Raw genomic sequence first — 25,107 nt, 5'->3', positions numbered from 1 at the left:
TTCTTCATTGCCGTTTAAACTTCCGTTTGAAAAAGCATACCAGGCAAGCCTGGTATGCTGTCAGTTTAAAACTGCATGGTTGCACCAAGCATATAAGTACGTCCACTGGTCGTGGTATTGTATGCACGATCGTGAGAGTCGCTATATAGCTCCTGACGCTCATCGGTAAGGTTAATGCCTTCAAAGCTCAGTTTAATAGTGTCGGTTAGCTGGTAGAATGAAGAGAAATCGATGAATGTTGTTCCATGATAACCTGATTCATCCTGATCGCCACTGGAAGACGCGCCAGTAAGATATGCACTACGGTATGCTGCTGACACTCGAGCGCCCCAGCCTTCTTGCTCGTAGTACAGCGTAAAGTTATAACTATTTTTTGATAGTCCCGTGAAGGGCTTTTCCTGATCATTGCCCGCTTCACCATAAATATTGCGATACAGGGCATCACCATCTGCATAGGTATAGTTTGCAATAACACCTAAATGATTAAATGGAGCAGGTAGAAAATCTAAATCGCGAGAGAAAGTTAACTCAACACCTTTAATTTTCGAGGCGTCCATATTCTCTGGACGCTGTAAATAAAAAATACTGTCTACGGTTTTATCTACAGGTAGTAATTCTGTCGGTAGGCCTAGTGATGAATACACTACTTCACTGGTAGTATCGACAATGAAATTATCGATATCTTTATAGAAAATCGCAGCTGCGGCATAACCAACGTCTTCGAAATACCACTCAAACGCAGTATCTAAATTAATCGATTCAAAGGGTTTCAACATGGGATTTCCCATCGTCACGCTGGTAATCGCATCCCCCGATGTCTGCGAAACTGACGCGTTATAGCTTAGCGACCCCAAGGAAGGACGGGTTATATTTTTGCTTGCCGATGCGCGCCATAACATGTTTTCTTGCAACTCATAAACGAGGTTGATAGTAGGTAAAACATCTGAGTACGAGCGGGTGGTCTCTATGGCAACACCCGATGATTTACCGGCCGCCGTAATATCTGTTTCAAAATATCGTAACCCAGCACTTACTAGAAGCGGCTTACCTGCAAAATCTTTCTCCCAGCCGTATTGCACGTACATCGCCAACGTTTCTTCTGTTACTGGCGATTTGTCATTTCGTGTAAGCTCACTGTCATCAATTTTATAGCCATTAAGCCCATAAGAGTTTAGCAATGCGTCTAAATCACCTTGAAGCCAGCTTGTGTTGGGATGTTCACTATACACTTCAACCAAAGCATCATTTAGTGTGGTGACACCGGTATTTTCAGGTGCGATATTTTGCGCATTGCTTTGGGTTAATTGATAAGCAGAATTCTCGAATTTTTTATAGTTCACTCCAAATTGGAGCTCTCCTGTATCACCAACGAGGTAGGTAAAATCGACTTTTGCTGTATCAAAATCATTGGTTATGTAGTTTTCCTGCAGGTAGATATCTTTCATCTCGTAGCCATCGAGTTGCGTAGTATCGAAGTCAGGCGAAGTGCTAATACCGTAAAAGCGATCTTGTCTGAAGTCTGTAGCGATATCCACGATACCTTTGGCATGGATATTCGATTTTATAACTTCAGGCTGATCAAAGTCAGATGAACTTGTTCCAATAACTGCAGTGGCATAGAACTCAGGGTTGATTGTCCAGTCTATACTGAACGTATATTGGTTAAATTCCGACTCATTGTAACGACGAGAGTTCTCGTTACGCCACGTTGCATTCTCATACAAGGCGTAAACAACTTCTTTTTGTCCGTCGTTTTCTTCCCATATAAGATCAGAAACGACCTTGTTGTCTTTCACTGCAGAGTGATGTTCATCGGTATTGTTTTCTAACTCTGCATGCATGATGTCTAAAGTAAGTGAAAAAGAATCTGACAGTTTGTATTGAAATGCGGCGGTGACACCCAGGCGGTCTTGAGTATTGTTCCAGCGAGAAAAGCGATGACCACGAGGAAACCAAAGTTCGCCTGAATCTAACTCAGCTTGCAGATCAGTATTTTCTGGATCCGCAGCAGTTTTTCCACCCTCTCGGCGCCAGCGTGTAGTATTTGTTCCATACTCGGCAGTTTCACGTTCACTGTACGCTACGGAAACCAAAGCGCCAAATTTGTTCCATACATTCGAAATAAGCCCAGCAATGCGGGGGTTAGTTTCTTCGCTATTAGTGTTGTAGCCACCTCGTACCGACAATGCACTTTTGAACTCGTCATAATCGAATGGCTTTGCGGTAAATAGCCCGACCGTTCCTCCAATGCCTCCCTCTTCCTGATCGGCTGAGTAGGTTTTGCTGATGTCGATTCGATTAAACAACTCAGATGCGAAAACATTAAAGTCAAAACCACGTGTACGACTTACACCACCACGAGCATCCATGGGTGATGAAGACGTGCCCATGGCTTCCATACCGTTTACTTGAACACGCGTAAAATCGGGGCCTAGGCCGCGTAATGAAATTTGGCGGCCTTCGCCACCTTCTCGGGTAATAGTAATCCCTGGCACTCGCTGCAGCGAGTCGGCCAAATTGAGGTCTGGAAAGTCTGCGATATCTTCTGCCAAGATTGTATCGCGGGAGATAATGGCACCTTTTTTCAAATCTTTCGCTCTAATTAGTGAGCTACGAAAAGAAGTGACTTCAATTACTTCAACGTTTTCTTCGGCAACTGATGACTGCTGTGCCATAACGGGCGTAACACCCGTTAACCCAGCCAATACACTCAACGAGAGTGTGGTTTTAGTAAATTGATTTTTCATGTGTGATCCTAGTTGTGCAAAGTAAAAGATAGATGTTCCGGTGCGCACGGTTAACACATGTAATGAGTCAGTAGCTGAAAAAAGTAGACAGACTTTTTGATGAAACTTTTGTGACGAAACTAATAGGAAAGGCTTTTACACAAAAGTATGTGTATGCATTGTTATTGCAATAATAAATTTCGATAGCGAGATTGGTTATGTATAAGGGAGACAGCTTTGTCTCGAAAGTGGAGACGATTGAATAATGGTGCCTCGACCCGGGATTGTAACGCGCCGCGCAGAGGCACGTTAGCGTGTGCCTGTATTTTCTACCACCGGAATCAAAAAAGCCCTGCATTTCTGCAAGGCCTTTAATGATGGTGCCTCGACCCGGGATCGAACCAGGGACACGCGGATTTTCAATCCGCTGCTCTACCAACTGAGCTATCGAGGCGAAACTGTTTAGCGTTCTAGGTGTTTAGTACCTGTCCTGCTGTGGGTGCGTATTAAACGGTTTTCGTCTTAACAAGTCAACCGTTTTTCTCTCTTTTTTTTCGCTTTTATGACTGTTTGCACATTGTTTATTCAAAAACGGTATTTTTGTTTATTTTTCAGGCGGAACATAGCCTTCAATCGTAGGTTCAACACCATCAAAAAGATACGCCGACATTTTTTCTTCTAAAAACGCGCGCGCATTTGGGTCCATCATATTTAACTTGTGCTCATTAATCAGCATGGTTTGTTTCTTTTGCCACTCTGCCCAAGCTTCTTTGGAAATATTATCGAAAATGCGTTTACCCAACTCACCTGGGTAAAGCTGAAAATCTAAGCCATCGGCTTCTTTTTGAAGCTTGTGACAAAAAACGGTTCTCGCCATGAGTGATCCTTAAACCAATTGTTTGATGATTTTAGTTGTGGGGGCTGCCAGCCCTACTTCAATAGGTTCATTAAGCATAAACCATTTCGATGCAATTTCTGCCACCTGTTTCGTTGGTGTCGAGTTTACCACGGCAACCACAGGGGTTATATCTAAATGAAAGTGACTAAATGTATGCCTGAAGCTTTCCAGCATTTGAATATCGGCTACCTCAATACCTTTACCGTGAAGTGTGCTTATACCTTCTTCAACAGACGCCACCTCAATAAAGCCATATAAGCCCCCCCACAAACCTGTTGGTGGTCGCTGTTCTAAATACACCTGCTGATTAAACTGCGCCACCATCATGAAGGTTGATTTCACCGGTAAAGCCTTTTTAGGCTTTTTCCCCGGGTAATCTGCTTGCGCGCCTTGGGCATAAGCAATGCAATCAGATTGAAGGGGGCACATGTCGCACTTAGGCTTGCTTCGCGTACATACCATTGCCCCCAAATCCATCATTACTTGGGTGTAATTACCACAACGTTCAAGTGGGGTGTTTTTTTCGGCCACTTCCCACAAGGCATTTTCCACCGCTTTTTGGCCTGGCCAACCCGCAATTGCGTAGTAACGGGCTAAAACGCGTTTCACGTTTCCATCCAATATGGGGTGACGTTCATTGCGTGACAACGATAGAATTGCCCCAGCAGTAGAGCGACCAATACCAGGTAACGCCACTACAGCGTCAATGTCATTGGGAAACTCACCGCCATGCTCATCCACCAGCGCTTTTGCAGCTTTGTGAAGATTGCGCGCTCTGGCGTAGTAACCTAATCCAGTCCAATGGTGAAGCACGTCATCTTGCGATGCATTAGCCAGCGCATAAACGGATGGAAACGACGTCATAAACCGCTCAAAATAAGGAATGACCGTGGTCACTTGTGTCTGCTGCAACATAATTTCAGACACCCACACTTTGTAAGGGGTAATATCTTGTTGCCATGGCAAGTGCTTGCGACCATACTGATCAAACCATGCCAATACACGTTGGGCAAAACTGTCGGTCACTTTACTTTCCTGTTCGCTCATAAATTCTTAAATTTTGTAATAATAACTGCTTGCAACTATCGCCCATGCAGTTGTTTATAAAACGCCGCGCTATGGTAGCATGTATCTTATTAATGTTTAGCTAAGGAGCCCGCGTGGCGGCACAACACCCTGTCTTGTTTTTTCCTGGCACTTTGTGTGATGAGCGTATTTTTTTGCCTTTGTGGCAAGCATTTTCTGGCTACCAGCGGCGCTATGTTCCTTTGCAATGGGCTTCAACCAAAGATGATATGCTTGCTTTGAGCACAGACCGAATTCTCGATGATGAAAAAGTCCATCTTGTGGGCTATTCGATGGGCGGTTACATTGCCGCGTTACTCGCTCAACTAAAACCTCAAAATATTGCCTCAATCACGCTTATTGGTTACAACCCTGAAGGGTTAACGCAAGACGAAATTTCCAAGCGCCAACAACTAACCACCATGCTTAAAAAAGGGAGTTTTAACCCTAACAACGATGCCTACCTAGCGCGCTTTATTCACCCCTCGCGCTTAGATGACACAAACGTTGTAGATGTGGTCAAAGCCATGGCGCAAGATTTAGGGAAAAACACGCTGCTCAATCACACACTGGCAACCACGCCACGAGAAGATACGACGCAAGCGCTCGCAAAGATTAATGTACCGATAACCTTTATTGCTGCGCAGCAAGACAATATAGCTCCAGCAGCGAGTATAAAGCACACTATTAAGGCCATTCCACGTGCCACCTTGCATGAACTTACTGATACAGGGCATATGATCCCTCTAGAACAAGTTGACGCATTGGCGGCTATTTTGGCAAAACAAATTAGCGTTTAAAAATACAGCATTTTTGCCATTATGCCGTTGCATAAGATGCAGGTAAGTGGATAATGCGCCACCAGAAAATTGGGTAAGTAAGGCATTGCATATGAGGCAATTCAAAAGTCAGGCGGAAGCAGAAGCCGCTGGTGTATATGTAAGTAAGGTAAAAAGCTACGTTAAGCGCGAAGGCAGACTTACTAAAGGACAAGAAAAAGCATTAGCAGACTACTGGCCAAGTATGGGCATCGACTACGTTAATGCCCCCCTATCGTTAGCTGAACTTTTCGGTCGTACCGCGCCAGTAGTGGTAGAAATTGGCTTCGGTATGGGTAAGTCATTAGTTGAAATGGCAGCGGCTGCCCCTGAAAAAGACTTCATTGGTATTGAAGTACATCGTCCTGGCGTAGGTGCTTGTTTATCTGACGCTGGCGAAAAAGGCGTAGAAAACTTGCGTGTTATGGAACACGACGCCGTTGAAGTACTTAAAAATATGATACCCGATGGTAGCTTGTCTCGCTTGCAGTTGTTTTTCCCCGACCCATGGCACAAGAAACGCCACCATAAACGTCGCATTGTGCAAGCCGAATTTGCAGAGCTTGTGCGCTCAAAACTAGCCATAGGCGGATGTTTCCACATGGCAACAGACTGGGAGCATTATGCAGAGCACATGGCAGAAGTAATGAATAGCCTTGAGGGTTACACAAATACGGCAACTGACGGAAATTATGTAGAACGCCCAGACTATCGCCCAATTACTAAGTTTGAAACACGCGGTCAAAAGCTTGGCCACGGTGTATGGGACCTAATTTACGAGCGCACTAAGTAATGATTCTATCTCCTCAAAGCCAGCTGTTAGAGCGAAACATCACCCTTTTCGATGAAGGGCAATGGGCATTTATCAACCCATCTGATGCCTATTTTTTAGATAGTTTAAAATCAAAAGAAGTTACAGCAATTCATCAATTTTTTGATGTTTTTTCTGAAAGTGTTCGCGTGATCCCATCAGTCACCTTCGACAGCAGAGATATCACCACTAAAGGCTTCGAGGTCACACAAAAGGTGGGTAATCACACCCATATTTTTGCCCCCTTTGTGACGATGGAAAAATCGCATACCGATGTAATGCTGTTCTTACCAAAAGCCAAAACCCACTTTCAAATGTTACTTCGCTTGGCTGCGAGCATGGTAGGTCAACATGGCCGCATTCACGTTGTGGGTGAAAACAAAGGCGGAATAAAAAGCGCTGCCAAGCTTATGCAACAATACGGTGCTACGCAAAAGGTCGATTCTGCACGACATTGCAGCCTAATCACCGTGATTGTAGAGCAGCCTCACGCTGCATTTGACCCAAGTGATTGGACAAACTTTAACACGTACAGTGTGGATGGTATTGAGTGGGAAATCGCTTCTATGCCTGGCGTATTTAGCTACAAAGAGCTAGATGCTGGCACCCAATTGCTGCTTGAGAAGATGTCTACCACACTTCGCGGCGATATCCTCGATTTTGCGTGTGGTGCGGGTGTTATCGCCAGTTACATCATGCTTAAATTCCCACATGTAAAACTGTATTTAACCGATGTTAGTGCCCTTGCCGTGTATTGCAGTGCGCTCACCTTGCACGAAAATAAATTGGCAGCTACTTTATATGCGGCAGACGGCTTACATGGTATTACGCAAAAAGTGCAACACGTGGTGACCAACCCTCCGTTTCACACAGGTATTAAAACCGATTACACCATCACCAAGCGCTTCATTTCCGACGCGAAAGAGCGTTTGACTTCCAAGGGAACCATGCAGATGGTCGCTAATCGTTTTCTACCCTACCCTGGTTTACTAGCTGAGCAATTTCCTACGGTATACACCACAGCACAAACATCGCAATTTTCAGTCTATCAAGCGGCTTTATAATTAAAAAACGCCACGGGTTGTGCTAACTTAATTTGTCTTGCCTAAAACACTCGCGTTGAATTAATGACGTGAGTGTTTACTCATATAGCAATAAGTCGACATCTTTTCGGGATATTTGGTGAATTTTTTGCTGGTGCGTTGCACTTCATGCATTAAAGAGGATTGCCTGTGAACATAGTATTTGCGATTTCAGAAGTAGAAGAACTGGTAAAAACAGGTGGGCTCGCCGATGTTGGTAAAGCGCTGCCGATTGCCCTTCACGCGCTTGGTGACAACGTCGCCATTGTTATGCCCTATTATAAGGTGTTAGCAGACCAGCTTAACCTTCCTTGTGTGACAGAAAAGCAAACACTGTTTACCGAAGGCAAAGTGTATCACTTTGATATTCGCCACATGGAATTTCAAAATATACCGGTTTATTTTGTCGACTCACCTGAACATTTTATGCGTGACGGTTTATATTCAAATGCCTACGACGCCTATGAAGACAATGGTGAGCGATTCAGCTTCTTTAGTGGTGCAGTTTTACAAACCCTTCAAGCAATTGACAGAAAGCCTGATGTTATTCACTGCCATGATTGGCACACCGCCATGCTACCCTTTTTGCTTGCCCACGATAAGTCAGGGTATTTTGATCAAACCCGCACGGTATTCACTATTCACAATGCGGCTTTCCAAGGCGTACACCGCCTCGATACCATCCCGTTCTTGCGTCATCACCCGAATATCTTGGCTCAAGTGCATGGTGGCTATATCAATATGCTGCAAAGCGGTATTGAATATGCAACCAAAGTCACCACCGTTAGCCCTAATTATGCAAGTGAGCTATTAACGGACTTAGGCAGTCACGGCCTACACGAGCGGCTAGTGAATAGAAGCAATGATTTAAGCGGAATTTTAAACGGTTGCGACTACACACAGTGGAATCCAGAAACTGACAGCTTTTTACCCGAAAATTACAGCGCTCAAAATTTACACCCAAAAACAGCGTGCAAACGCGTTTTGCAAGAGAAATCTTCTTTGCCCCAGCAGCCTTCCATTCCTCTAGTTGGTATGGTGTGTCGCCTAACCGACCAGAAAGGGTTTGGTTATATACTGCCTATCCTAGACGACTTGGTGAAACACAAAATTCAAATTGTAATTGTAGGTACCGGCGACCCTAAAGTGTGCATGGACTTAGGTGAGTTCGCTCAGCAGCACCCACAACAATTTGCGTTTATTAATGGCTTTAGCACAGAGCACGCTCATTTGGTCGAAGCTGGCGCTGACTTTTTCCTTATGCCGTCGCAGTTTGAACCTTGCGGCCTGAACCAAATGTACAGTTTGGCCTATGGCACTGTGCCTATTGTTCGCGCAGTAGGTGGTTTAAAAGATACGGTTGTTGACTTTAGCTGCGATGGTGGTACGGGTTTCGTGTTCGATGAACCAACCCCTTTAGCCTTGCTGTCATGTATCCGCCGCGCTTTGCTGGCGTATTATGAAGATCCAACCAAGTTCAGAGAGATGCAAGTAAGAGGCATGAATACGCGCTTTACGTGGGAAGCGTCTGCATTGAGCTATCAGCAACTCTATCAAACAATTGCGAAATAAATAATGTCTGTAACAAGTGTGTTGATAACACATTAATTATTGTTTAATACTATCTTTCTTTTTGTGTAATTATGCGCCAATATGGAATGATGGAAGATGCGATAGATAGCATGAAAAGACGGACATGACAGATAAAGTAGTTAAGTTCTCAATTCGCAGCCTATTTTTATGGGTCGTAATGTCTATTACCGCCTTTTCACTCGCCGTTTTGTCTGGCCTATCTATTTACACCCAAATAAAAACCTATCGTCATGAGCTTGAATCAAATGCCATTGTGTTGGCTAAACTCGTGGCACGAAGTTCTGCTACTTATTTATACGACGATACTCCTGAACGTATTGAAGACGCGCTCAAAAACTTAAGTGCTGCCGACTATGTTTTAAACGCCCATGTATACATAATTCAGGACACTGAAAGTCCACCAGAGATATTCGCATCATTTAACAAAGAAGGTCAATTACTGTTAGGTGGAAAAGAAAACCAGTTGTCGGCGTTGTTCTTGACCCCCAAATTGGCAGATACCGGTCACTATCTAGAAGTTAGCACCAAAGTCTTTGACGAAGAATCAAACATCCAGCTTGGCTGGGTTTATCTACGTGTGTCTTCAGAAAACTTCAATCAACTGGTTGGCAAATCTATTTGGCTAAACTTAGCCGTTGCTTTGCTGCTACTGGGCATTAGTTTTTATTCAGCGGTAAGAATGCAAAGAGTGGTAACGGGCCCGGTGGAAGAAATTGCCAACTTTTTACAGCGTACCTCTAGACAGCGTGATTACTCAGCGCGTGCCGAGGGCTCTACCATTCATGAACTAGCAATACTGGCTGATGCGGTAAACGTCATGCTATTTCGCATGCAAGAATACATGCAAAAGCAACGACAGGCTGAAGAACAACATCGCAAGCTTAACGCCAGTCTTGAAGATATGGTAAACCATCGAACAACGGCCCTTAAAGACGCCAACCAAGAACTCATACAAACGTTGGAAAAACTACATCAATTCCAACGGCAAATTGTTCAAAACGAAAAAATGGCATCCTTGGGCGACATGGTTGCCGGCGTAGCTCATGAGGTAAATACGCCAATTGGTCTAGGGGTAACGGCATCAACCATGATGCTTGACCGTCTTGCCGTTATTCAAAAAGATTTTGAAAACAAAACGCTTAAAGCCAGTGCCATGAAGCGCTTTTTAGATGAGAGCAGTGAAAACCTCAATATTATCTATCGCAATTTGAACCGTGCAGCTGAATTAATTTCAAGTTTTAAACAAGTTGCGGTGGATCAAACGTCAGAATCGAGTCGAAGTTTTTGCGTTGCACAGCTAGTTAATGAGATACTATTGTCGTTGCAGCCTCGACTAAAAAAACTAAAGCACAACATCAACCTAATTTGTGACCCTACCTTAAGTGTTGAAACGAAGGCTGGCCCAATAAATCAGATCTTGATTAACCTTATTATGAACTCGGTTATTCACGGATTTGAAAATATAGAAGAAGGTACGATTGATATTCGTGCCGAACTGGTAAGCAGTAATAAATTAAAGCTAGTTTATACCGACAACGGAAAAGGCATTCCACCTGAGATTCGAAAACGGATATTCGATCCTTTTGTCACCACTAAACGTGGTCAAGGCGGCTCAGGATTAGGAATGCATTTGGTATATAACTTGGTAACTCAAGGACTCAATGGTTCGATTTCGATCACCAGCGAGGAAGGCAAAGGCGTGGAGTTTGTCATAATTTTCCCCGTCACAAATGCTAAAACATCCGACTAGTTACATAAAGTATGAACTTTGCTTGAATTTTACTGGCTAACCCCAATACCATTGTATTAAGTTTATTCATAAGTTACTTGCAATCAAGTCTATGAATATTAGAATTTAATCAGTTAGTTGCTTAAATCGTATATTTAGAAAGAGTGTAGAACACCATGCAAACGCCAAATGTGTTAATTGTTGAAGACGAAGTGGTAACCCGTACCACGCTTAAAAGCTTGTTTGAAGCGGAAGGTTACAATGTATTTGAAGCTGAAAATGGCGATCAAATGCATGATTTCTTCGAGAATCACGCAATCAACCTGGTTATCATGGATATTAACCTACCGGGTAAGAACGGACTTATTCTTGCGCGTGAAGTACGCGACCGTAAAAATGTAGGTCTTATCTTTCTAACGGGCCGTGACAACGACGTAGATCGTATTCTTGGTCTTGAAATTGGTGCAGACGACTATCTAACTAAGCCGTTCAATCCACGCGAGCTAACTATCCGCGCTCGCAACCTGTTATCGCGCACAACTAACTCTTCAGAAGATGACGATTTACCAAGCCGCGTAAGCTTTAACGGTTGGACATTAGATGGCGACAGCCGCTCTTTAATTTCACCAAGTGGTAAGGAATTCCGTTTACCGCGCAGTGAGTTCCGCGCGTTGCACTTATTCTTAAGCAACCCAGGAAAAATACTTACCCGCGAACAGCTTATTATGGAAATGACAGGCCGTGAGTTGCGCCCGAATGACCGTACAGTAGACGTGACTATTCGTCGTATTCGCAAGCACTTCGAATCAGATCCTACAGATGAAGAATTGATTGTGACCATTCACGGTGAAGGTTACCGCTTCTGTGGTCAAGTAGATGGTTAATAAACTAAAGCCGTAGCACAGTTTAGAAGCCGCTAGTTTTTGCTAGCGGCTTTTTTGTTTCTTTTTATATTGAAATTCGCCCTTTGTTAGGGCGAATCATGCGCTTAAATTAGCCTACCTAAGAAGCACTTAAGTCCACAGAATAAGCATAGTGTTTTGCTTCAAGTAGAAAGGCTTTATGCGTACTCGGGCTCCACGAGTCATCACCACCAACGCCCATATGTGCATGGTCAATATAAACAAACACACAGTCTTTTGGTGTTAAATCCGATGTGTGTTTTGCACTATCAAGTTGGGCTTGCCCGTACTCACTTACATTAAAATGAAAATTGCCCGAAATATGTAACCCAGCTACATCCAGTGCCAAGCAATCACAACGCAGCCCATTGTCAGTAGGGAAAATATAACGGGTTTGCATATTGCTCAAACGCTCACTGAAGTACCCAAAACGTGCCGCTGCTTTTCTATCTGGGTAATTCTCATGGGGGCCTAAACCTTGCCATGTAACCGTAAGCTCATCTTCGCGATCCACGTCTGTGTTAACTGCATAGGTATTAAACGCAGAAACCGCTGTTTTTAAGCCAATACGTGGCATAGGCGGAAGGCTATCATCTAGCAATACTTCAACCGCTATATTCACTTTTGCTTGTGTATTAATGCTATACACCCATTTAGTGGCTGCAACCAGCTTATTCTCGAAATGGTATTCGCACATCACAATTATGCGTACATCCATTGTACTTTGCTGTACATCAACGCTTGTACACACTCGCTCCCACTGACCTATTCCTGCACGACGCCAGCGAGACTCCCACGCATTGGGATCTGGGTTGTCCACCTCACTGACTCCAATATCGTTATCAAGAGGTGCTCGGAAAAAACTATCCTCAATAGGCGCACTCAATCTTTCATTACCCTCGACTAACCACGAGGTTAGTAGCCCGCTTTTACAACAGAAACTAAATACATTCTGTGCTGCAGTGATGGTGAGAACATTTTCAGCCCGTTCAACCGATAACGATGACTCACCACTTACTTTCTCTTTTGCAAGAGAAGCATGTGTAAAATCGTTGCTATCAGTTAGACTGAGTTTATAAGGCGATATGCCCGCTTCATTATTAAGTGGCAGTTGCGCTGTATCCATCACATGACCAGCTTTTGCCCAAGGGCAATCCTTAGCCAACACTACATCAATATTGAGGTGATATTTTGCACCAGCTTTAAACTCAATTTTCGGTGTTACTAGCATGCTTGTCCGTGCCTGTGGTGCAACACTGAGCACCTGCTCACCATCCAATATTGATTTACCATCTTCCAGCACACTCCAACGCAAAAGCTCGTTATCAGTGTGTCTAAATAAATAGTCACTGGTAATAGTTAAGGCTAAACCCTCTGCTTGCTGAGCTAGAGAGAACTGCAGATGCTGCTGGCAATACTTCGCTTCATGTAAGTGTGGATGCGGTGTTCTATCAGGGAAAAGTAGGCCATTGATACAAAACTGCCTATCGTTTTCAGTGTCACCAAAGTCGCCACCATACGCCCAGTACGCTTCACCGCTATCGGTGTATTTGGTTAAGCCTTGGTCGACCCAATCCCAAATAAAACCACCTTGCAATCGCGGGAATTCTTTAAATGCCTGCCAGTATTTATCAAAACTACCTAAACTGTTACCCATTGCATGTGCATATTCACACAAGATAAGTGGGCGATTTTCTCCAGGCATCGACAACCATTTTTTAATTGCCCATTTTGGTACTGCCTCATCGGCTACATCGGTATCCACTCGAGAATACATAGGCGCAATTATGTCAGTGGCTGTTGTATCTGCACCACCACCTTCGTATTGAACAGGACGTGAAGGGTCGAATGACTTGGCCCATCCATACATGGCATCGTGAGTTGGACCGTGTCCACTTTCGTTGCCCAACGACCAAATAATAATGCACGGGTGGTTTTTATCTCGCTCTACCATTTGGGTGAAGCGCGCCATGTATGCGCCAGCCCACTGCGGGTCGCGAGACAAACGCCCCATGGGGAACATGCCGTGGGTTTCAATATTTGCTTCATCGACAACGTACAAGCCATATTCGTCACATAGCTCATACCAACGGGGATGATTTGGGTAGTGTGCTGTTCGCACAGCGTTGAAGTTGTTTTGCTTAAGCAGTTTAACGTCTTCAAGCATATCGTCTTCATTAATAGCATGGCCTTTCTCTTGGTGATGTTCGTGTCGGTTAACACCACGAATAAGAACCGCCTTGCCATTGACCAACAGCTGACCACCTTTTATCTCTACTGTTCTGAAGCCGACATTATAAGCTTCACGATCAACAACTTCGCCGCCTTCATCAATAAGCGAAACAACAAGTCGGTAGAGGTTTGGGGTTTCAGCCGTCCACTGTTTGGGCGCAGTCACATTAAGATACTGGAACACCACATCATCCCACCCGCCTTTTTCATCAATGCGTTTATTGTTGGTACCGGTGATGACTTCTTCAGTCACAGCCTTTTGTGCATCAAACAGCTGAATACCAACTTTGTATGTGGGTGGTGCTTTAATAGCGGTGCGCACCGCCACTTTGCCATCGCGATAACAAGCATCCAGAGAAGGTGTAACAAAGACATCTTGAATATGATTGCGAGGTTTTGAAACCAAGTTGACATCGCGAAATATGCCGCTTAGCCACCACATATCCTGATCTTCTAAGTAGCTTCCATCAGACCAACGAATCACCATGACAGCCAAGCGGTTTTCACCAGCAACTAACACCGAAGATAAGTCAAACTCAGCAGGTAATCGGCTATCTTGCGAATAGCCGATATAGTGGCCATTACACCATAAGTGAAATGCACTATTTACCCCTTCAAATACAATATGATTTCGCTGCGCTAACGTTTCGTCAGTAACCTTAAACGTGGTGCGATAACAACCCGTAGGATTGTCACTTGGTACAATTGGCGGATTCACAGCAAATGGGTACTTCACGTTGCAATATATAGGCTTATCGAAGCCTTTTAACTGCCAATTAGAGGGCACAGAAATAGAATGCCATTGAGCCGCTTGTTCTGCAGAAAGCGCCTTGTCGAGAAGACTTTCACAAACCAGATGAGGAGCATCAAATAAACGAAAATCCCACTCACCGTTCAAACTGCATTTTTGAGCATTGTTGCCATTAATTGCATCGTCTAGGGTGCGAAACCCATTATGTGGGCTATGCGCATTGATGCGATTACGCTGAAATACAACGGGGTTTTGCCAGTCATTTTGTGCCACTATTTGCGCAACGGTTGTCATCGCTTTTCCTTTTTGATTAGTTTCTCTTGCCTAAGCAAGTAGCCCTTTACTTTATATAACTTAAAGTACGCTTTAAGCAGATTGCTTTAGTCAAAACCAATCATATTAAAACGCGTATGGGCTATGGATATTGCTGAAATATAGCGGACAATTAAGATTTCCTTTATGCTCTATCCTTTCAACAATTTATCCAAAACTATCATTTTACAATTATGCAACCTTCTTTCAGTGACATTGTTAATATTGGCCAGTGTTGTTTCGAACGCTTTATTGACAGTAGTAATGCGCCAGAAATTGCCACACTTGATATTGAGCTTGCGGGTTGCTCAAACTTATCAGGCGATTATGTAGTTGGCCGTGTTTCACCGCCAAACCACACCTTATTTTACTCACTGAAAGGTGAAGGCTTTTTTCGTACACCAAGCGGTAATTTTCCGTTGAATGATGGGCAATTAATAATACTACCCGCCAAGCAAAGCTTCGAAGTGAAGATCGTGAGCGAGCATTGGGATATTATTTGGCTCAATTTATCTGATAGTCATATGTGGCAATCGCTCCCGAAAGATATAGCAACAGTAATTGACCACGCAGCGCTTGAGGGGCTGCATTTTGCGATGGAGTTATTGTACCTAGAGCGCAATAGCGATAATCGACGTGCTGCAATGCAGATTGTATCGCACTATCTGCGTCAACTAACCCTAAACAACCGTTCGGCTGCTAGCAATAAGTTACAAATTAAAGACCGGCACACCTCGCGATTGGCAGCACTATTTTCCGCCGTAGACAAACAATTACAGTTTGAGTGGGACATGGAGAACCTAAGTGAGAAGGCGCATTACTCGGCCCCTCACCTTCACAGACTATGTATTAAGAACTATGGCAGAAGCCCTAAACAGCAAGTTATACATTTGCGTATGCAACGGGCTAAAAATTTACTCGTCAGCACCCAATGGCCCGTTTCCTACATTGCTCATTATGTGGGGTACGCCAATGTATTTACCTTTTCAAAGCGATTTAAAAAATCAGTGGGATTATCGCCTTCAGCGTATCGCGAACAGCATGGAATCAACGCTTAGCTGCCCGCTATCTTCATTTGGTCAATGAGAATAGAGCCTGTTTGCACACTGCCACGAACATCTTTTTCTGCGCCAATGGCAACGATACCGCTAAACATATCCCGTAAGTTTCCAGCAATGGTAACTTCATGTACAGGGTACTGAATGATGCCGTTTTCTACCCAGAAGCCCGCCGCGCCCCTTGAATAGTCACCGGTTACGCCATTAACGCCCTGCCCCATTAGCTCAGTTACCAATAAACCTGTGCCCATTTCTTTGAGCAGCTCTGCGTCAGAATGACCGGTATCACCCACTAGCCAGTTGTGAATACCTCCAGCATGGCCGTTGGATTTGGTATTTAGTTTACGCGAAGAGTAAGTGGTATACAGATACGTAGCTAGACAACCCGCATCCACAATTGTCATGTCTGAACACGCAACACCTTCATTATCAAAACTAGAACTTGCTAACCCTGCTTTTATAAAAGGTCGCTCTTCAATATTTAGCCACTCGGGAAATATTTGCTTACCCAAACTGTCGAGTAAGAAGCTAGAACGGCGATACAAACTACCACCACTAATTGCACCAACGTAATGTCCAAATAAGCTAGAGGCGATATCTCTGTGTAAAATTACAGGTACGTTTGCCGTATTGATTTTACGTGCGCCTAATCGTTCGACCGTGGCTTTCGCGGCTTCTTGCCCAACGGAAACAGCAGATTTAAGTAAGGGCGCTTGACGGTCTACGGTATACGCATAGTCTCGCTGCATATCATCGCCTTCAGAGCCGATAACCATACAACTTAATGAATAACGACTGCTTGGGTAACCAGCATTAATGCCGTGCGTATTCCCGTAAACACGCATGCCTAAATTGGCGTTATACGATGCACCATCTGAGTTCGTTATGCGCGAGTCGTAGTTCATGGCAGCCGCTTCAGCCTCAATGGCTGTCTTAATGGCCTTTTCTGTATCCAACTCTTGCGGGTGATACAAATCTAAATCGGGGAATTCTGTGGCAATAAGCTCGGCATCAGCCAAACCTGTGCATGGATCTTCACTTGTATAGCGAGCAATATCTACTGCTTTTTCTACCGCTAGAGTTAAGGCCGCTTTGCTTAAATCGGCGGTCGATGCGCTGCCTTTACGCTTGCCAACATACACGCTAATACCAAGTCCACCATCGTTGGTAAACTCAACGTTTTCAACTTCTTGCATACGTGAAGACACGGCAATGCCTTGTACTTTCGACATGCTGGCTTCGGCTTGTGTCGCGCCCTTAGACAAGGCTAATTTCAGTACATCATCTACGACATTTTGTATGTCGGCTAACTGCTGCTCAATTTGCATAGTAAGTTTCGCTGTCTTAATTCGACTGTGATAGTTACAATTTAGCTAAAGTGTAACACTAATGAGTTTGAAATGAGTGATCAGAAATACAATTCTCCTGAAGATCCTTACTTTGAAGATGAATCCGTTGATAGCTTCGAAGAAGAGGAAATCAGCAAAACGGAATTAAAACGTCAGGCAAAGGAACTGCACAAGTTAGGTGAGACATTGGTAGGCCTTACTGATGCACACGTTGCAACAATTCCTATGAATGAAGAGCTTGCTGACGCGGTGGCTATTGCTCGAAGAATTAACAAGAAGAAAGACGGTTATCGACGTCAACTTCAGTTTATTGGAAAAGTACTGCGCCAACGTGATACTGCACCCATTGAAGAAGCCTTAGCCAAAATCACCCATCAACACCAAGCAAGCAATGCTGCATTTCACGCACTTGAAAAGGCCCGTGAAGCCGTTATCTCGCAAGGTGATTCAGCCATTCAAAAGCTAATTGAAGAATACCCTGAACTTGATAGGCAAAAACTGAGACAGTTTCATCGACAAATTAAAAAAGAGCGAGAGAAAAACGCACCACCCAAAGCGTTTAGAGAGCTGTTTCAGTATTTAAAAGAAGTTATTCACGAAGATTGACCTAGTTTATGCCATGTGAATAAAGTAGCTGTTAATTTGGCTATACTTTAATTAACAGCTGCGAAGCAGGCAAATCCTCACAAGAAACTTGTTGGAAAGCATCTGTACTTTCCACAAACCTTTATCAGTGCATATGCAGATCTTTGCTGTGCTGCTCTAGTTGGCGGTTCAATAGTTCTAGTTGTTCTGATGTTAACGCATCGGGCCTTAGCATCAAAAATATATCACTGGAGTGAATGGTTTCGCCTGAGACTTCGATCTCTTCAAGATTGTGCTGTTTCTTTATATATGTAGTAGCAGCGTAGTCTTCTAACGCGTACCTTACTCGTTTATTCTGCACCATGTTAAGACGTTCGTAGGCAGCATTAGATTCATACACACACGTTGAGCACTGCTCTTTGAACTGTTCAAACAGTTCGCCATAGTAGCCTCCACGATTAACGACAATAGTAGAGTTACTATTACTCCAGTTAGTGCTTTTGTCACTGATATGGCGCACTACTCTCATATCTTCCACTCGATAAGGGACACTAAAAGTCGACCATTGTGCACGCTCTTCTGAATAGCTTGCAGCAAAGATAACGTCCACATTCCCCTTTTGAAGCTCTCTGAACGCCCTTGTTGATGATGGATAAGTATTGTACGCCCAACAAAAACCCAACTTGGAAAATACAGAAGTTACGAAGTCGACATCTATTCCTTGATATTCACCTGCTTCGTTTTTCCATGAATAAGGTGGCCAATCATCAAGAACACTTATTCTAAGCGTCACAGCACACGAGTCTTCATAAGTGTTGGCGTTGCACACTTGGCAACCTACCATCAATATTACGAAAAGCGCGCTAGCCAAGAATAGTTTCATCACCATACTGTTACTTTGTTAAACCAGAACTTGTATGAAGCTGCAGATGAAACTAAGCAGTGCCACCTACCGTCAATTCATCGATTTTAAGCGTTGGTTGACCAACACCTACAGGTACACTTTGACCGTCTTTGCCGCAAACGCCAACACCTTTATCTAGCGCTGTGTCATTACCTATCATAGATATCTTTTGCATTACATCAGGGCCGTTGCCAATCAATGTCGCGCCTTTCACTGGCGCGGTAATCTTACCGTTTTCAATAAGGTATGCTTCGGCACTTGAAAACACAAACTTCCCAGATGTGATATCAACCTGACCACCCGCAAAATTCGGTGCATAAATACCTTTATCGATAGACGCAATAATTTCTTGCGGATCGTGCTGCCCTTCCAGCATGTAAGTATTGGTCATTCTTGGCATAGGTAAATGTGCATATGACTCACGACGACCATTTCCCGTTGGCGCAACACCCATAAGTTTCGCATTATGTTTGTCTTGCATATATCCTTTAAGGATACCATCTTCGATAAGCACATTGTGCGCAGTAGGCGTTCCTTCATCATCGACAGACAATGAGCCACGACGATCGCTTAATGTACCGTCATCCACAACCGTTACGCCTTTAGCCGCAACACGTTGACCAATTTTACCGCTAAATGTAGAAGCACCTTTACGGTTGAAGTCGCCTTCTAGCCCATGCCCTACTGCTTCATGCAATAACACGCCTGGCCAACCATTACCTAGCACAACAGGCATGGCACCAGCTGGGGACGCCACAGCTTGCATATTAACTCTTGCCATATGCAGTGCATCATCAGCGAGCCCTTCGTAGTAAGGCTTGCCATTTTCATCAGCTTGAAAAAACGAATACGCATAACGGCCACCAGCACCAGCTGAGCCCCGCTCACGTCTATCACCTTGCTCAAGTAAAACAGAACAGTTTAAACGTACTAGCGGACGAATATCTGTGGCCAATGTACCGTCACTGCCTGCTACCAATATTTCTTCGTACACGCCGCTCAAGCTAACCACCACCTGATTGGCTGAAGGCTCTTGCTTGCGAATATAGGTATCAACCGCTTTCAGCAGGGAGATTTTTTCAGCATCTTGCATAGCAAGAATAGGATTGTTTTCACTGTAGCGAGGCGCAACAGCGTGTTGATTTAATGCTGCAACTTCTAGTGTGCCGCCATTAGGGGCTATACCTCGAGCAGCTTTACACGCCTTGTTTAATGCTTCTTCACTAATTTCGTCAGAGTAAGCAAAGCCGGTCTTTTCACCGCTAATAGCCCTAACACCTACGCCGCGTTCAATGTTGTAGCTGCCTTCCTTGATAATGCCATCTTCAAGCACCCAACTCTCGTGTTGGCTTGACTGAAAATACAAGTCGGCATAATCGGTGTCATGACGATGAATAGTGGCTAGCGCTTTCTCTAGCTTAGTTATATCCAGCCCTGAGTCAGATAATAAATGACGCTCTACAGATTTAAACAAAGTGACTCCTGAATCGGTTATGTTCGGCAACCGGCATATTCTGTTTGATGGTTTTTCTTTCTGCAATATCAACACTTGCTGCAACTACGCCTTTGTCGGTCTTAAGCTCAGCAAGAGTTTTACCCCAAGGTGACAATACAAGGCTATGCCCGTAAGTTTCACGCCCATTGGCATGAATGCCTGTCTGGTTAGCCGCGACAACAAAGCATTGTTTTTCTATAGCTCTCGCCTTCAATAACGCATGCCAATGCGCTTCTCCAGTACGCTGAGTAAAAGCGGCAGGTAATACCAAAATGTCGATATCTCCCATTGCAGTAAATAAACCCGGAAAACGCACATCATAGCATACTGCAAGTCCGATGTTGCCTATTGGCGTCTCAACTGTAACCACACTATCACCAGGTTCTGTTGTACGCGACTCTTTGTAGCTTCCTGTAGTATCGTTTACCGATACATCGAACATGTGAATTTTGCGATAGTCAGCTAAAAGTTGACCATCTGGGCCAAACAACAGACAAGCGGCGGAGAACTTGTTTTCGTCTTCAGTAACAAGGGGAAAAGTACCAGACACTACATAACATTGATATTGCTTGGCTAACGACGAAAGCCGAGATTGAATATAGCCTTCCCCTTTAGTTTCAGCTATTGCCAATTGTGTTTTATCTTTACCACCAAAGCACGCGAAGCATTCAGGTAATACTACTAAGCTATCTTTTTTAATAGCGGCGCGGGCCATTTCTTCGGCAACAACATTTAAATTATCTTCAACGTCTGGCGTTGATGTCATCTGAATTGCAACAAGATTAACCATCGATCATCTCTACTTTAAGACGCTTCACATCATCTTCCGTTAGCGGTCTGTCTTGTGGATTTTCTGGTAGCGGCGCGTTCTGTGTAGGCAAGCTTATATCTTTACTGTTGCGCTCAACTTCATCGAATTTAGGCTCTTTAATTGTCCCTGTCACACTATAGTTTACATTCGAAATAACTTTCGCCGATGTTAGTACTTGGTCTATCGCTAACGCAGCTAACGCTGTAGGTGGCGTAGCTAAAAAATAGACTAGAAATGGTAAATTGCCCGTAACATTCGGAGCAAAAGACACGTTGTAATTCAATTCACCGGTATCTAAGTCGGTAAACCCCGTAATTTCAATTTCTCCAGCACCACCGTCAATGACAGTGTCATCAGTATACGCCTTCCCCTTAGCGATACTCAAAGACCCTCCCATATCATCATAGAAGAAGCCTTTCGCGAAAACATCTCTAAAATCTAAACTCAGCTTCCTAACCAATGAATTTAGACTAAACAACGTAAAAATACGCGAACCTTTATCACTCAGTTCGGTAAGATATCCATCAGACAACGACCAATTTACATCTCCATTGAGTTGTGCCAGTGCAAAATCCATAGGTGCATTTGGCCAGTTGATGTTGAAGTCTACATCTGCTCGGGAGTCTTTGATCCCCGACTCAACACCGTACTCTTTAAGCATCATCCCTACGTCTTGTGATGCTAATGTACCAGTAAGCTCTGTCGCTATACCTTGGCCGGTCTTTCTCCAATTTCCACTTGCAGTAATGTTGGTATCTCGTGACTTAACTAACAGCTGCCTTATTGCGAGCCCCTTGCTTTCTTTCGCAATATCTAAGGTAATTTCGCCTAAATTAATACCGTGTACACTGCAAGATTGACAGTAAAAATAAATAGGCGGTAAGGTGGTCGGGTCGATGTCATAAGGTGAAGAAGCGATCTCTGCATTAACTTCGCTTTCTAAACTATTGCTATCACTCACCACTATTGGATCTTCTTCAGGTGCATCCAACGAAAGATAATCTGCGTTGATGTCTATGCCTTGCTGTTCCAAGTCACTGTTAATTCGAACCGTTGCTCTTGCTTGAGCGGATGTCACATCTAAGATCCAATCTCTATCTCGCTCAGTAGCATTAAGCTCCGCGTTTTTGATGGTGTAGTCGGCAAATTTAAGCTTGTCTGCTTTTGCGAAAATGCGCGACGGCGTACCAAAGATATTAGCGTTATTTCGCTTTGTGTTATTGGTTTCAGATGCTGTAGATCTTGATGCAACTGATTGCTCGACTTGACCTTTGCCCGACACTAACATATCAATGGTATTAAACCACTCGTGCACATCTGCTTCGGGTAAATTGGCTGCTATACTAAATCCAGTACCGATATTACTGATTTCACTGTTGCCTAGCGCCAAATGCGCCCGAGAAAATTGCATTTCTTGATGAGGCAAAACACCGCTAAAGCGGATATTTTTGCCCAGTGTAGCCCTAACATTCGAAGCAATACTATCGCCTTCACTCGAAATACTCAGGGGTAAACTGGTTCCCGCAGGCGTGTCAAAGGGTGCTGGAAGCAAACTTTTTGTAGCAGTTAAATCAGCATTCAGTGTCGCTTTGTATGAAAAGTCACTGTGTGAAAGCGCTAAGTTAACATCAGCCTGCCATTGGGTTTCACCATCAATAAAATCAGCAAGCTCTGTATTCACATAATTGGTCAGTGGATGAACATGCCAACGCCCATCCATTTTGACATTCAGATCATAATTGTCTTGCTGAACACCTTCGAATGCTAAATTGATAGGCTGTGTTAAAAATGATGCTGTTATACCCTTTGCGTTTATATTGCCATTTTCAAATGAAATAGCGCCGTTTGCCTGCTCAAATAGCATATTGGTTCGGGTTATATAAATGGCATTTTCAGCCAATTTCGCTGTGCCCGATGCCACTATATTTTTGCCATTAAGGGGAATGTCCAACTTAATATCCGCCGATAAATCGCCTTGTACCTGCACCTCATCCTTCAGTACTTTACCCAAAGAATCCTTAATGGAGGATGACATCATTAACTCGGTGAGTGCATCTCCTGAGCCTTTACCATTGGCGTGAATTAGCAAATGTGATCCAGGTTTAAAGCTAGGAATAGCTGCAGACATATTACTTATCTTCATATCACCTAACTTCGCACTCTCACTTTCCATTACTAGTGCATTGTTAACGAAGTACAAAGACAGGTCTAACTCGTTTAACGCAGGCCAATCTGGTGCAAAGAGAAAATCGCCCTGACTAATATCAACATACGCTTGAAATATCCCCGAATTATCATCAAAGGGAAAATCCTTGGTACGGCCATGCCATAAAATACGTGCATTTTCGATATCGCCTTTGCCTACAAAAGCGCGAGTGAGATACTCATCAGTTTTACTTCCCATGACTGACGAAGGAAATAGATCACTTACCCCTTCTACCGCTATAGGTTCAACGTCAACATATAGTGATAAGAAACCCGTTGTCGTATTCAGCTTAATTTGCGGGTGTACAGTAATACTGTCTGTATCTAAAAGCATGTTAGTCCCTTTTATCAGCCATTGTGAAGGTGTGTTGCCATTCTCGGCACCGTCTTCACTTTGCGGATAAATAAACAGGTCGGCATTCAGCTTATTAACATACAAGTCTTTCTTAATATTACCTTTGGCAGTGATAACACTGTGTTCACTTGATAGATAAACAGCACCATTATTGTTATACCAGTAAAAATCTACATCCAGAGATGATAATCCCGGCACTTTTTCAGTTTGGGACCATTGTAGGTCGACAACTTTCGCTGCAACTTCTGGCTCACCGTTATTAAGATGAAATTGCAGTGTTGCCAGTTCGCCCTTGGGGTTAAGTGCTCGAATTTCATCTTCGCTGGTGTCATCCATAAATAAAGGTAAGAGAAGCAAAAATGGATTAATTTGGACCGGTTTAACCGTATTAATAAGCACATCGCCATTTCGATTGACACTACCTATAAGGTCGGTGGTGAGAGTTTCATTGCTTGAGTTAAGTACGAGTTGGTCAACGCGAATATTCCACCCCATTGGCGTAGGAAGCGCTTGAAGGCTGCCATTGGTGATGCCAGTAACGGTTTTTATTCTGTCATCTCCCCACTGCAACAAACTATTGTGAAGCTGTGCTTGCACGCTCGTAACGCTACTATTAGTAAAATTGGACCATACTTCGAAATTGGCTCGACTTTGCGCAAGAGGGCGTTTGATATTGATGAAGTCACTCACCCAAGGCGATATATCTAGGTCTTCTGCTTTTGCATAGAACACTCCTTCAAAATCGTCTCGAGTCCCTTCGATATCAACAATAAAAGAGGCCGAATTAGCAGACAAACCCGCTACTTTCATTAAGCCTAAACCTTGATGTCGCTCATCCACGTTGTTCCACGACAAGCTCTCGACATCCAATACGTTGGTTTCACCTTGTCGGGTAATAGACACCATGCCGCCTTCCAATGAAAAGCTCTGAAGCTGTTCTAAAAACAACCGCTCTAGTGCATCTACGACAGGAAAATTATTTTTTGAGTCGCCAGAGAGTCTATCTGCATCAATATCTAATTGTAGACCGCGAAGTTCAAAGCGATTTGAAGAGATAAGACGGTGACGTAAGGATTGCCAGAAATCCAATTCGACATAGATCTGGCGGATATCAAGTGCAACAGGTGACGCGTTGTCTTTAGCTAAAGACACAGAATTGAGTACAATGCTTGGCCCATTGCGTTGCCACACTGCATGTACACTGTCTATTGTTAGGTTTACACCATATTGCTCGTTGATGTAGTTTTCTAATAGATGTTTATTGTGCTCGATATGCGGAAGCGCATATCTCGCTGCACTTAACACCAGTGCAAAAACCACGAGCAAAACGGCAAGTAACAGCCAGAACTTTTTAAGTAAGTAAGCTGCCACTGACGAAAAATTTGCCACACTATGCCTTAAGAATCTGTGCCTTTGAAATCAATGC

At 43.8% G+C, this 25,107-nt stretch carries 17 protein-coding genes and 1 tRNA gene; 8 read left to right on the top strand and 10 right to left on the bottom strand.

Features of this window, described 5'->3' with window-relative positions:
- Positions 1-65: 65 nt before the first annotated feature.
- The 4 genes from EYR97_RS10955 to mutY form a co-directional block, all read right to left on the bottom strand.
- Positions 66-2,747, bottom strand: a complete 2,682-nt coding sequence (locus EYR97_RS10955) for a TonB-dependent receptor (protein ID WP_131093855.1) — start codon at positions 2,745-2,747, stop codon at positions 66-68.
- Positions 2,748-3,104: 357 nt separating this feature from the next.
- Positions 3,105-3,180, bottom strand: a tRNA-Phe gene (locus EYR97_RS10950).
- 150 nt (positions 3,181-3,330) lie between these two features.
- On the bottom strand, positions 3,331-3,603 hold the full coding sequence (locus EYR97_RS10945) for an oxidative damage protection protein (protein ID WP_131093854.1): 273 nt from the start codon (positions 3,601-3,603) through the stop codon (positions 3,331-3,333).
- A 9-nt stretch (positions 3,604-3,612) separates the two neighbouring features.
- Positions 3,613-4,671 (bottom strand): A/G-specific adenine glycosylase, encoded by a 1,059-nt coding sequence (mutY, locus tag EYR97_RS10940; protein WP_131093853.1) that lies wholly within the window; start codon positions 4,669-4,671, stop codon positions 3,613-3,615.
- Between the two features lie 113 nt (positions 4,672-4,784).
- Here mutY and EYR97_RS10935 point away from each other — a divergent pair, with 113 nt between their 5' ends.
- From EYR97_RS10935 to arcA, 6 genes are all read left to right on the top strand, one after another.
- The gene (locus EYR97_RS10935) at positions 4,785-5,489 is read left to right on the top strand and encodes an alpha/beta fold hydrolase (protein ID WP_131093852.1); all 705 of its coding nucleotides are present in this window, start codon (positions 4,785-4,787) and stop codon (positions 5,487-5,489) included.
- Positions 5,490-5,580: 91 nt separating this feature from the next.
- The gene (gene trmB, locus EYR97_RS10930; protein ID WP_131093851.1) at positions 5,581-6,300 is read left to right on the top strand and encodes a tRNA (guanosine(46)-N7)-methyltransferase TrmB; all 720 of its coding nucleotides are present in this window, start codon (positions 5,581-5,583) and stop codon (positions 6,298-6,300) included.
- Positions 6,300-7,382: a methyltransferase gene (locus EYR97_RS10925; protein ID WP_131093850.1), complete on the top strand. Its 1,083-nt coding sequence runs from the start codon at positions 6,300-6,302 to the stop codon at positions 7,380-7,382. The genes trmB and EYR97_RS10925 overlap by 1 nt, the downstream gene beginning before the upstream one ends.
- A gap of 168 nt (positions 7,383-7,550) precedes the next feature.
- Positions 7,551-8,972, top strand: a complete 1,422-nt coding sequence (glgA, locus tag EYR97_RS10920; protein ID WP_131093849.1) for a glycogen synthase GlgA — start codon at positions 7,551-7,553, stop codon at positions 8,970-8,972.
- A gap of 124 nt (positions 8,973-9,096) precedes the next feature.
- Complete coding sequence (locus EYR97_RS10915; protein ID WP_131093848.1) at positions 9,097-10,743, top strand: sensor histidine kinase; 1,647 nt, start codon at positions 9,097-9,099, stop codon at positions 10,741-10,743.
- 155 nt (positions 10,744-10,898) lie between these two features.
- Complete coding sequence (arcA, locus tag EYR97_RS10910) at positions 10,899-11,606, top strand: two-component system response regulator ArcA (protein ID WP_131093847.1); 708 nt, start codon at positions 10,899-10,901, stop codon at positions 11,604-11,606.
- 118 nt (positions 11,607-11,724) lie between these two features.
- Here the strand turns inward: arcA and EYR97_RS10905 are convergent, their stop codons facing one another.
- Positions 11,725-14,901, bottom strand: coding sequence for a beta-galactosidase (locus EYR97_RS10905; protein WP_131093846.1), 3,177 nt, complete (start codon positions 14,899-14,901; stop codon positions 11,725-11,727).
- A gap of 212 nt (positions 14,902-15,113) precedes the next feature.
- Between EYR97_RS10905 and EYR97_RS10900 the strand changes: the two genes are divergently transcribed.
- Complete coding sequence (locus EYR97_RS10900) at positions 15,114-15,977, top strand: helix-turn-helix transcriptional regulator (protein ID WP_131093845.1); 864 nt, start codon at positions 15,114-15,116, stop codon at positions 15,975-15,977.
- Here EYR97_RS10900 and pmbA read toward each other — a convergent pair.
- Complete coding sequence (pmbA, locus tag EYR97_RS10895) at positions 15,974-17,305, bottom strand: metalloprotease PmbA (protein WP_131093844.1); 1,332 nt, start codon at positions 17,303-17,305, stop codon at positions 15,974-15,976. The genes EYR97_RS10900 and pmbA overlap by 4 nt on opposite strands.
- A gap of 72 nt (positions 17,306-17,377) precedes the next feature.
- Here pmbA and yjgA point away from each other — a divergent pair, with 72 nt between their 5' ends.
- Positions 17,378-17,932, top strand: a complete 555-nt coding sequence (gene yjgA, locus EYR97_RS10890; protein ID WP_131093843.1) for a ribosome biogenesis factor YjgA — start codon at positions 17,378-17,380, stop codon at positions 17,930-17,932.
- 124 nt (positions 17,933-18,056) lie between these two features.
- Here yjgA and EYR97_RS10885 read toward each other — a convergent pair whose 3' ends face one another.
- From EYR97_RS10885 to EYR97_RS10870, 4 genes are read right to left on the bottom strand one after another with little or no spacing between them, the layout of a single operon-like run.
- Positions 18,057-18,800, bottom strand: a complete 744-nt coding sequence (locus EYR97_RS10885; RefSeq protein ID WP_131093842.1) for an ABC transporter substrate-binding protein — start codon at positions 18,798-18,800, stop codon at positions 18,057-18,059.
- 46 nt (positions 18,801-18,846) lie between these two features.
- Positions 18,847-20,289, bottom strand: a complete 1,443-nt coding sequence (gene tldD / locus EYR97_RS10880) for a metalloprotease TldD (RefSeq protein WP_131093841.1) — start codon at positions 20,287-20,289, stop codon at positions 18,847-18,849.
- The gene (locus EYR97_RS10875; protein WP_131093840.1) at positions 20,282-21,100 is read right to left on the bottom strand and encodes a carbon-nitrogen hydrolase family protein; all 819 of its coding nucleotides are present in this window, start codon (positions 21,098-21,100) and stop codon (positions 20,282-20,284) included. Before EYR97_RS10875 ends, tldD begins: the two co-directional genes overlap by 8 nt.
- Positions 21,093-25,070, bottom strand: a complete 3,978-nt coding sequence (locus EYR97_RS10870) for a YhdP family protein (protein WP_131093839.1) — start codon at positions 25,068-25,070, stop codon at positions 21,093-21,095. Before EYR97_RS10870 ends, EYR97_RS10875 begins: the two co-directional genes overlap by 8 nt.
- Between the last annotated feature and the right edge of the window lie 37 nt (positions 25,071-25,107).

The organism is Alteromonas sp. KUL42 (assembly GCF_006538325.1).
In the GTDB taxonomy this organism is placed as follows: Bacteria; Pseudomonadota; Gammaproteobacteria; order Enterobacterales; family Alteromonadaceae; genus Alteromonas.
This window is presented reverse-complemented; position numbering and strand designations above follow the sequence as displayed.